Origin of the sequence: Paenibacillus xylanexedens (assembly GCF_017874615.1) — a bacterium.
GTDB classification, from domain to species: Bacteria; Bacillota; Bacilli; order Paenibacillales; family Paenibacillaceae; genus Paenibacillus; species Paenibacillus xylanexedens.
The window spans coordinates 70,991-79,343 of sequence record NZ_JAGIKV010000028.1 but is presented as its reverse complement, the minus strand read 5'-3'; the positions used below and the strand labels follow the sequence as shown (position 1 = coordinate 79,343).

The window sequence follows — 8,353 nt, the reverse complement described above, 5'->3', positions numbered from 1 at the left end:
TGTAGCTCTGAAATGGTGGTTCTTACTTTCCATTTTAACCTACGATGTGCAGCAATATGGAGGGCTATTTTTGCGGTTACGTTCATCATAGCTAGGTTCGCGATACGATGAAATATGGAGCAATAGCGTGTCCTGGGTTCGTTAACAAAACAATCATTAACTATAACTATAGCGATAGCAAAAAGAGAGCCTGATCACGGTCATGATGACCGAATCAGGCTCTCTTTTATGTTAACTGTTGCATGCTAACAGTCTTATTTTGCAGAAGCGTAACGTTTGTTCACTTCATCCCAGTTGATTACATTCCAGAAAGCGGCGATGTAGTCAGGACGTTTGTTTTGGTAGTTCAGGTAGTAAGCGTGCTCCCATACATCCAGACCCAGAACCGGAGTCAGACCTTCGAAGAGAGGGCTGTCTTGGTTAGGTGTGCTAGTGATGGACAACTTGCCATCTTTACCAACTACGAGCCAAGCCCAGCCGGAACCGAAACGAGTTGTAGCTGCTTTAGCGAAATCTTCTTTGAATTTATCAAAGCCACCCAGTTCGCTATCGATAGCTGCTGCGATATCGCCTGTAGGAGCGCCGCCGCCGTTAGGTCCGATGATTTCCCAGAACAGGCTGTGGTTAGCATGTCCACCACCATTGTTGCGAACCGCTGTGCGGATGCCTTCAGGTACGCTGTCAAGGTTAGCAATCAGATCTTCCAAGCTTTTTTCTTGCAGTTCAGGAGCGCTTTCCAGAGCTGCGTTCAAGTTAGTTACATAAGTATTGTGATGGCGATCGTGGTGGATTTCCATCGTTTTTGCATCGATATGTGGTTCCAGTGCGTCGTTAGCGTAAGGAAGTGCTGGTAATTGAAAAGTCATAATGAAATACCTCCTGAGATTTTAGGTTTTTTTGAAAACAGGTACATATGTAATAATACCCTTGCCACTAATATTAAACCGCATTCGAGCTAATTAAGCAACATTTTTGTTTATTAAGTCCCCCGAGGCGTTGATCTAATGATGGGCCAGAGATAACAAACATATTTTACCCTTTATGCAACTATTTATGTGTTTTCAGGCGTTTAAATAGATTAAAAGTTTAATATTCGTTTGTAAACGGTTACAATTAAGCGTTTTCAAAAGAAAATGCGTGTTTTATGGAGAAAAGTATGGTTTAATTGACGAAGAAGCGGTATTTTCTCGTTTTTTGTCATTATATGAACATTGGGTTTTTGGTAAAAAGGGATTCCCTTTTTGTAAAAAACCTCATCTAAGCTAACGAAAAGGGAGATTTAAGACATGCACGTTCGTTCCTTTCAGTTGAGTGATGCAAGCCAGATGACGGAGCTTCTCCAGGTTGCACTATCGGAAGAGTGTTATGAGAACACGATGGGCCCGTTTGCCCGTCAATTGTCATGGGATTCTGACCTGATCATGGTTGCGGAAGAAGAGGGAGACCTCGTCGGCGCTTTGATTGGTACGATTGATCACAACCAAGGTTGCATCTACCGTATTGCGGTACATCCAGACTATCGTCGCCGTGGAGTCGGCAAAACACTTGTCGAGGCTATGGAACAACGGTTCCAGCAGCGTAAAGTCAGCCAGGTATGGGTGGCGGGTGATGAGCACAACAAAGTAGCTATGCCTCTATATGAAGCAATGGGTTACGGTGCCAATCAGATTATGAGCGCTTTCCAGACTCTTAGTATTTTGTCCAAAGCTTAGTTTGCATGTTTAAAAAGAAATAAAAAAAGATGTTCATTTCATATTAGGCATATCTCTTTAACGTGTAAGAACGTGAGGGATGTGCCTTTCTATTTATATGAGTGTTCTTCACGTCATATTCCTCTGGTTTCCTCATTTTCTAACATACTTCGGAGTCTCCGAATTCTATTTAAATTAACGCGACTATCCCGGTTATATTCAAGATATCCAAGGTATTGGTGCTCATAACCAATTGTTTCACTCCCTCAAATGAAGTAAACTGAAAGGGAGTATGGTCACCATGTTACAAGTTTAATTCAACTATTTAATAAATGAGGTGTCCCTTTGAATTCCAATAATCATTCAATGGAACATGTGACTTCCGAGCAACGTAATGAACCGTCAAAGCCTGAACAACCGGGGAAATCCTGGGTTGTCGAGCTGTGGGACTGGGTCAAAACGATTGTTGTTGCTTTTGTAATCATGATGCTGCTGAACCTGTTTGTGTTTAATCTGTCAATGGTCAAGGGACAGTCCATGCAGCCGACACTGGTTGAGCGAGATCGCCTTTTCGTTAACAAAATCGTATACCATCTGGGTACTCCTTCCCGATCAGATGTGATCGTACTTCGTGATCCAAGTGAAGGTGTAGAGAAGAAGGATTTTCTGGTGAAACGGATCGTTGGACTTCCGGGAGATACCATTGAAGTTAGGGATCACCATCTATATGTGAACGGCGAGCAACAAGCGGAAACGTATACCGATATTGAGGTGCAGGACCCTGATTTTGGCCCAATCACACTTGCGCCGGATCATTTCTTCGTGATGGGGGATAATCGTCATGAAGGTAAAAGTAAGGATAGCCGAGTGTTTGGCAGTATTACATCCGACCAGATTGTAGGCAAGGCTGAATTTATTTTCTGGCCGTTTTCTGAATTGAAGAAATTGTAAAATGCTTACAGGACAACAACTTCAGACTGCATTTTGCGTTAAACCATATAGACTCGTTCCGTTTGAATTCAAGTATGTAAGGCATATATAGAAATTAACGCCTGTCCTCTTACCGTGAGGCGGGCGTTCACTATTTGCGGAATAAGTGTCGGAAGAAGAGAGGGAAGAGAAATGACGAGCGTACAGACCGGGGCAGCACAGGATGCCTCCGTATGGGAAAAGTTAAAACAGGAGATCAAGGCAGCTGGCCCCGGACTGGGCATTGATGATATCGGATTTGCTTCAGCAGAGCCCTTCGTAACGCTAAAATCCATACTCGAACAGCATCGGGCTAAAGGATATGAATCCGGATTCGAAGAGCCTGATCTTGAGAAAAGAGTTCGTCCAGAGTTAAAGGATGGCGAGCCTGCTTCACTCATTGCGATTGCCGTGGCATACCCATCCAAGATGGTAAATCCGCCGAAATCGGAGCCTGGTGCGTATCGAGGCATTTTTGCCCGTTCGGCTTGGGGTCAGGATTATCATCAGGTCCTGCGTGCAGCGATGGACAAGCTGGTAAACTTTATACGTGAACGTGTACCTGAGGCCATGATCGAAAGCATGGTAGACACCGGAGCATTGGTGGATCGTGCGGTGTCCCAGCGTGCGGGGATTGGTTTTAGTGCCAAAAACTGTGCCATTATCTCACCCAAATTCGGTTCATGGATTTTCCTCGGAGAACTGGTAACGAATATTCCTTTTCAACCAGACACACCTGTGACCGAAGACTGCGGTGAATGTACAAAATGTATCGATGCCTGTCCTACAGGAGCATTGGTGGGGCCGGGGCAGTTGAATGCACAGCGCTGTATTTCTTTTGTAACCCAGACAAAAGGGTTCGTGGATGAAGAATTTATGCTGAAAATAGGCAACCGTCTGTACGGTTGTGATACGTGTCAGATTGTCTGTCCGAAGAACCGGGGCAAGAACTGGGATCACCATCCCGAGTTTCACCCCGATCCGGAGATTGTGAAGCCACTCCTACTGCCGCTGCTGGACATCGGTAACCGGGAATTCAAGGAACGTTTCGGTCAGAGTTCCGCCGCCTGGCGGGGCAAGAAGCCGATTCAACGCAACGCCGTTATTGCTCTGGGTAATTTCAAAGACAAAAGTGCTGTACCCAAACTTACAGAAGTATTAAAACGTGATCCGCGCCCCGAGTTGCGGGGAACCGCAGCCTGGGCGTTAAGCAGAATTGGAGGAGAAGACGCCATGAGAGCAATTGGGGAAGCTGCCGCTAACGAACAAGATGGGAACGTACTAAGCATGCTGCAGAAGGCCGAGGAGCGACTGAGTTCGTCCGAAACCTTACCCAAACAACCACGGGCTGACCAAGTGAGTGAGAAGCAGCCAGAGGAACAGAACAACGAGAACAATGCCTTACGTGCGTTACAACAGGATTTGAAAATGGAAGCTGGGATTGAACCGGGTAGTGAGCAGTCTGAACAGCCTGCCAAACCGGAAGCTGCAGCGTGGAAACCTTCAGCCGTTACGGGTCTTCATGGCAAGCCCGTATACTACGATGAGGTACTGACTCCGATTGGTACTCTTACGTTATGCGCGACGGATGAAGGGCTGTGTCACATTGATTTTGGCGCCTTCCACGTACGCGAAGCTCATCTGCAACAATGGGCCCGCATCTGGATTGGCGAGTATCGATATGAGAAGAATGAAGAGAAGCTCAGCGAAGCTGCAAAGCAGTTAACGGAGTATTTTGCAGGGGAGAGAAAAACGTTCGACTTGCAGCTTGATCGGCTTGGAACACCATTCCAGCTACAAGTATGGCAAGTTCTGTCCGATATATCTTATGGAGAGGCCTCATCACACCAACAGGTTGCGGAAATCATCGGCAGACCCAAGGCTGTTCGTGCAGTTCTGGACGCCATTAGCAAGAATCCGATTCCGATTATTATTCCCTGTCACCGTATCAGTGGTAAAGACGGTACCCTGGTGGGTTATGTAGGCGGTCTGCAAACCAAGGAGCAATTGCTCGCATTGGAGCAGCTATCGTAACGTAAGAGCGGGGGACGTTCATGAAGTATGTAAACGTGGAGAGCGTGGAAGCGGGGGAGCTTCTGGGCAAGACGGTATATTCCAGTAACGGCACGGTACTGCTGTCTGCCGGAGTCCAGCTCACCGTATACATGGTCAATACGCTGAAGCGTATTGGCGTGACCATGTTATACATCCAGGATGAAGCGTATAAAGATGTGGATGCAGAAGACATTCTGGATGAAACCACGAAACGGGCAATAATTAACGAAATGAGTGTCACACTCGAATCCATTCGATCCGGGAAAGACTGGAGTCCGAGAAAGGTTGCCCTCAGTATAGAGAAGTTGCTGAATGATGTACTGAACGGGCGTGAAATGCTTGTGCAGCTCACCGATATTCGTACCAAAGACAATGCACAGTATGTTCATGCGATGAATGTATGTTTGTTGTCTTCGGTCATCGGACTGAATATGGGACTCAATTATAATCAACTGAAGGACCTTGCTGTGGGGGCATTATTGCATGATATTGGCAAAGTGGGGGAACCTCCGGGGAGTGGCTCTGCTGCAAATTCTTCGCTGCATCATACATGGCGTGGATTTGAAGTGATTAAGAACAAACGGGAGTTCAGTCTGTTGGTCGCTCATACAGCCCTGCAACATCATGAGCATGTAGATGGTACAGGCATGCCGAGAGGGATCAAGGGGAGTGACATTCATCTGTTTGCGAGAATCGTTAGTGTGGCTAATATCTATGATAATCTCATTAATGGTTTATCCAAGGATAGTTTGATGCCACATGAGGCCTGTGAAGAGATGATGGCGTTGTCTGGTACGAAGTTGGATCGGGACATTCTGATTGAGTTCAACAAGAGTGTATCCGTGTATCCCAATGGTACAGCGGTACGACTGTCCACCAAAGAGACTGGAGTCATTGTGCGTCAGCATCGAGGATTGCCCGGCAGACCTGTAATCAGGGTGGCGCGCGGAAGTACGCGTTATTCTCTGGATGTGGTTGAAATCGATCTGGCTCAGCATACAACCGTTTTCATTGAAGCTGTCATGACGTAGCTTGTGTGCGGTTCAACTGGAAAATCCGTTTGCTCAAGGCGTGCGGAAATGCTATGATACTTTCAGGAAATCCGCTCTGTGTCAGGTTTGCAACATGTGTGTCGAACATCATGAAGTGACACGGATTATCAGGCTTTTTAGAATGCATACAGAGGTGTCTAAGAGATGGATATTGTTATACCGATTATTACATTGATTGTTGGTCTGGTCGGGGGGTTTTTCATCGGGGTGTTCTACTTGCGTAAACAACTTGAGAAAATGCAAAGCAATCCGGACATGCTTCAGAAAATGGCGAAGCAAATGGGCTACAACCTGAATGGCAAGCAAATGCAGCGTGCCCAGCAGATGATGAAGAATCAGCAGCCAGGAGCGAAAATGCCTCAGCCGCAACAGCATCCTGCGCGTAAAAGTTCGGGCCGCCGAAAATAATAGCAGTGAATAACTGCTTAAAGTGTGTGTTCAAAAAGTTGGGTCGTACTTTTTGAACAACCTCTTAAAGTATTTGGTTCGAAAGGAGGCGTTTGGCAGTGGCTGGCGTTAAAGATTATTTGAATTCAAAAGTATCCGACAATCGGGAGAAGATCGAGTATCATGTAGAGCAGATCCTGAAATTGATCGGAGAAGATAGTACACGTGAAGGGCTGCTTGAAACGCCTGCACGTGTGACCCGAATGTATGAAGAAATTTTTGGCGGATATGAAGTAGACCCGCATGATGTGCTCGGTGTAACGTTTGACGAGAATCATGAAGAACTGGTTATCGTCAAGGATATTGTCTACTACAGTCAGTGTGAGCACCACATGGCGCCGTTTTTCGGCAAGGTACACATTGGGTATATACCAAGCGGCAAGATCGTTGGTCTGAGCAAAATGGCTCGTCTGGTCGAAGCAGTAACACGTCGCCTGCAGGTTCAGGAACGTATTACTTCACAGATCGCTGACATTCTGGCAGAGGCTGTAGGGCCGCATGGAGTTATGGTCGTTGTGGAAGGCGAGCACTTGTGCATGTGTTCCCGCGGCGTGAAGAAACCGGGAAGCAAGACGGTAACGTCTGCTGTACGTGGTTCTTTCCGTGAGAATCCGGCACAACGTGCAGAGTTCTTGTCTTTGGTGAAAGATTAAGATCAGGTATGTCCACTCATTGGACAAGCCGGATGAGTAAGTTCCTTTGGTTTTGGAAGCAGCAGTTTCTAAGCCATAGGATGTGATATAAATAAGCCGTGTTCCCTGGGAACCGGCTTATTTATATATACGTTGTCATTCCTATATACTGGATACATATGAATTCGTTAAGCCGGAGGTAATGGAACGATGAGTGTACCTTCCCATTCAGATCAACCGGTTCAGCCGGAAAAGGGACTACAGGCAGATCAGCAGGCTTCATTGCGTCTGCAAATCTGGGAGACACCACTCATGCGACAAGGTAGTAGTGTACTCGAAGCTTTTGCTTGGGAAGAAGTTATGTGCAGGCGGGTTGGGGCAGGGCATCTACCTGTTGCACATATATGGAGACACCAAGATGCCTTTGTAGCGGGTCTGCGTGACCGCAGGTTGCCACAGGCTGTAGAAGCGATGGAACAGATTAGAAGCCAAGGGACGGCGGTCTGTGTTCGGCCTTCCGGTGGCGCGGCAGTACCCTTGAACCCAGGGGTAGTTAATGTGTCGCTGATTCTGCCTAATCCCGGACATGCCATCAATATTCATGATGATTTCCGGGAGATGGCTTCGATTATTGCCGAGTCGCTAACGTCGTGGTCGAATCAGGCGCAAACTGGTGAGGTTCAGGGTGCTTTTTGCCCGGGAGATTATGATGTCAGTGTAGGTGGGCTGAAATTCTGTGGTATTGCCCAGCGCAGGCAGGCAAAGGCGTATATCATTACGGCTTTTATCATCGTGGACGGTCAGGGTGATCAATTGGCAGCAGATGTGCGACAATTCTATCAGCATGCAGCAGGCGGGGCGAGTGAAGGATATCCCGATGTTCAGCCTGGCACGATGGCAAGTCTGAACGAATTGGCAGGTGTACCTTCAGCTGCGGCATATACTGCGGCTTTGGTTCGAACACTGCGCGATCGTTATCCACAGGCGGAGACCAGCAGGGTGCTTAGCGTTGGCTCTGAAGAAGTACGCCTGACAGCTGAGCAGATGAAGCTGCGTTACGATTAACACTTTTTACTAGGGCTTGGAATTGGTTAATAGAGATGATATGATGTGATTTCGGAAGGAGAGTGTTAGGATGGACACATTGAGATATACGTATTTATATGAGGTTGTATCAACAGGCGAAAAATCCGAGTTCAGCCAAATGGCAACAAGCAAGGAAGAGGCTGCTGCACTGATCGTTGCACGTATAGCCGATCTGGAGTTTACAGATGAGTCTGATATCAAGCTGGGCGATCTGATCTCCATTAGCAAACAGGTTGGCGACAACTATGTGGCGTGCGAGGGCTGTGCTTCTTAAGTGAACATTTAGAAAAAGGAAGTCTCTCAAAATACAAGCAAGTCTCTTTTTACAGGAGACTTGCTTTTTTGTATACACCTAAAGAGATATCGTTCAGTCATTCGGCTGGAGATATCTCTTTTTTCTCTAATCTATCTAACCCCACGC

9 protein-coding genes are annotated in these 8,353 nt (G+C 46.8%); 8 read left to right on the top strand and 1 reads right to left on the bottom strand.

Features of this window, described 5'->3' with window-relative positions:
• Positions 1-254: 254 nt before the first annotated feature.
• On the bottom strand, positions 255-866 hold the full coding sequence (locus J2Z28_RS26850; protein ID WP_036614138.1) for a superoxide dismutase: 612 nt from the start codon (positions 864-866) through the stop codon (positions 255-257).
• 420 nt (positions 867-1,286) lie between these two features.
• Between J2Z28_RS26850 and J2Z28_RS26845 the strand changes: the two genes are divergently transcribed.
• The 8 genes from J2Z28_RS26845 to J2Z28_RS26810 all read left to right on the top strand — a co-directional run bounded on the left by J2Z28_RS26845 (position 1,287) and on the right by J2Z28_RS26810 (position 8,206).
• Positions 1,287-1,712 carry a GNAT family N-acetyltransferase gene (locus tag J2Z28_RS26845; protein ID WP_017690782.1) on the top strand — a complete coding sequence of 142 codons (426 nt, stop codon included), beginning with the start codon at positions 1,287-1,289 and terminating at the stop codon, positions 1,710-1,712.
• A 345-nt stretch (positions 1,713-2,057) separates the two neighbouring features.
• On the top strand, positions 2,058-2,642 hold the full coding sequence (gene lepB / locus J2Z28_RS26840; protein ID WP_211085211.1) for a signal peptidase I: 585 nt from the start codon (positions 2,058-2,060) through the stop codon (positions 2,640-2,642).
• Between the two features lie 171 nt (positions 2,643-2,813).
• Entirely contained in the window at positions 2,814-4,694 is a 1,881-nt protein-coding gene (gene queG, locus J2Z28_RS26835) for a tRNA epoxyqueuosine(34) reductase QueG (RefSeq protein WP_211085204.1), read from the top strand.
• Between the two features lie 20 nt (positions 4,695-4,714).
• Positions 4,715-5,746: an HD-GYP domain-containing protein gene (locus tag J2Z28_RS26830; protein ID WP_017690779.1), complete on the top strand. Its 1,032-nt coding sequence runs from the start codon at positions 4,715-4,717 to the stop codon at positions 5,744-5,746.
• A gap of 165 nt (positions 5,747-5,911) precedes the next feature.
• Positions 5,912-6,175, top strand: coding sequence for a YneF family protein (locus tag J2Z28_RS26825; protein ID WP_017690778.1), 264 nt, complete (start codon positions 5,912-5,914; stop codon positions 6,173-6,175).
• Positions 6,176-6,273: 98 nt separating this feature from the next.
• A complete protein-coding gene (gene folE, locus J2Z28_RS26820) occupies positions 6,274-6,867 on the top strand; it encodes a GTP cyclohydrolase I FolE (RefSeq protein ID WP_211085203.1) in 594 nt (197 codons plus the stop codon).
• Positions 6,868-7,056: 189 nt separating this feature from the next.
• On the top strand, positions 7,057-7,911 hold the full coding sequence (locus J2Z28_RS26815; protein WP_211085201.1) for a lipoate--protein ligase family protein: 855 nt from the start codon (positions 7,057-7,059) through the stop codon (positions 7,909-7,911).
• Positions 7,912-7,981: 70 nt separating this feature from the next.
• Positions 7,982-8,206, top strand: a complete 225-nt coding sequence (locus J2Z28_RS26810; RefSeq protein ID WP_036614132.1) for a hypothetical protein — start codon at positions 7,982-7,984, stop codon at positions 8,204-8,206.
• The last annotated feature ends 147 nt before the right edge of the window (positions 8,207-8,353 follow it).

What these genes read in the sequence shown, in the direction of transcription:
- queG (WP_211085204.1), top strand. Translation starts at nt 2,814, where the DNA reads ATGACGAGCGTACAGACCGGGGCAGCACAGGATGCCTCCGTATGGGAA.
- J2Z28_RS26850 (WP_036614138.1), bottom strand. Translation starts at nt 866, where the DNA reads ATGACTTTTCAATTACCAGCACTTCCTTACGCTAACGACGCACTGGAA.
- J2Z28_RS26815 (WP_211085201.1), top strand. Translation starts at nt 7,057, where the DNA reads ATGAGTGTACCTTCCCATTCAGATCAACCGGTTCAGCCGGAAAAGGGA.
- J2Z28_RS26810 (WP_036614132.1), top strand. Translation starts at nt 7,982, where the DNA reads ATGGACACATTGAGATATACGTATTTATATGAGGTTGTATCAACAGGC.
- lepB (WP_211085211.1), top strand. Translation starts at nt 2,058, where the DNA reads ATGGAACATGTGACTTCCGAGCAACGTAATGAACCGTCAAAGCCTGAA.
- J2Z28_RS26830 (WP_017690779.1), top strand. Translation starts at nt 4,715, where the DNA reads ATGAAGTATGTAAACGTGGAGAGCGTGGAAGCGGGGGAGCTTCTGGGC.
- J2Z28_RS26825 (WP_017690778.1), top strand. Translation starts at nt 5,912, where the DNA reads ATGGATATTGTTATACCGATTATTACATTGATTGTTGGTCTGGTCGGG.
- J2Z28_RS26845 (WP_017690782.1), top strand. Translation starts at nt 1,287, where the DNA reads ATGCACGTTCGTTCCTTTCAGTTGAGTGATGCAAGCCAGATGACGGAG.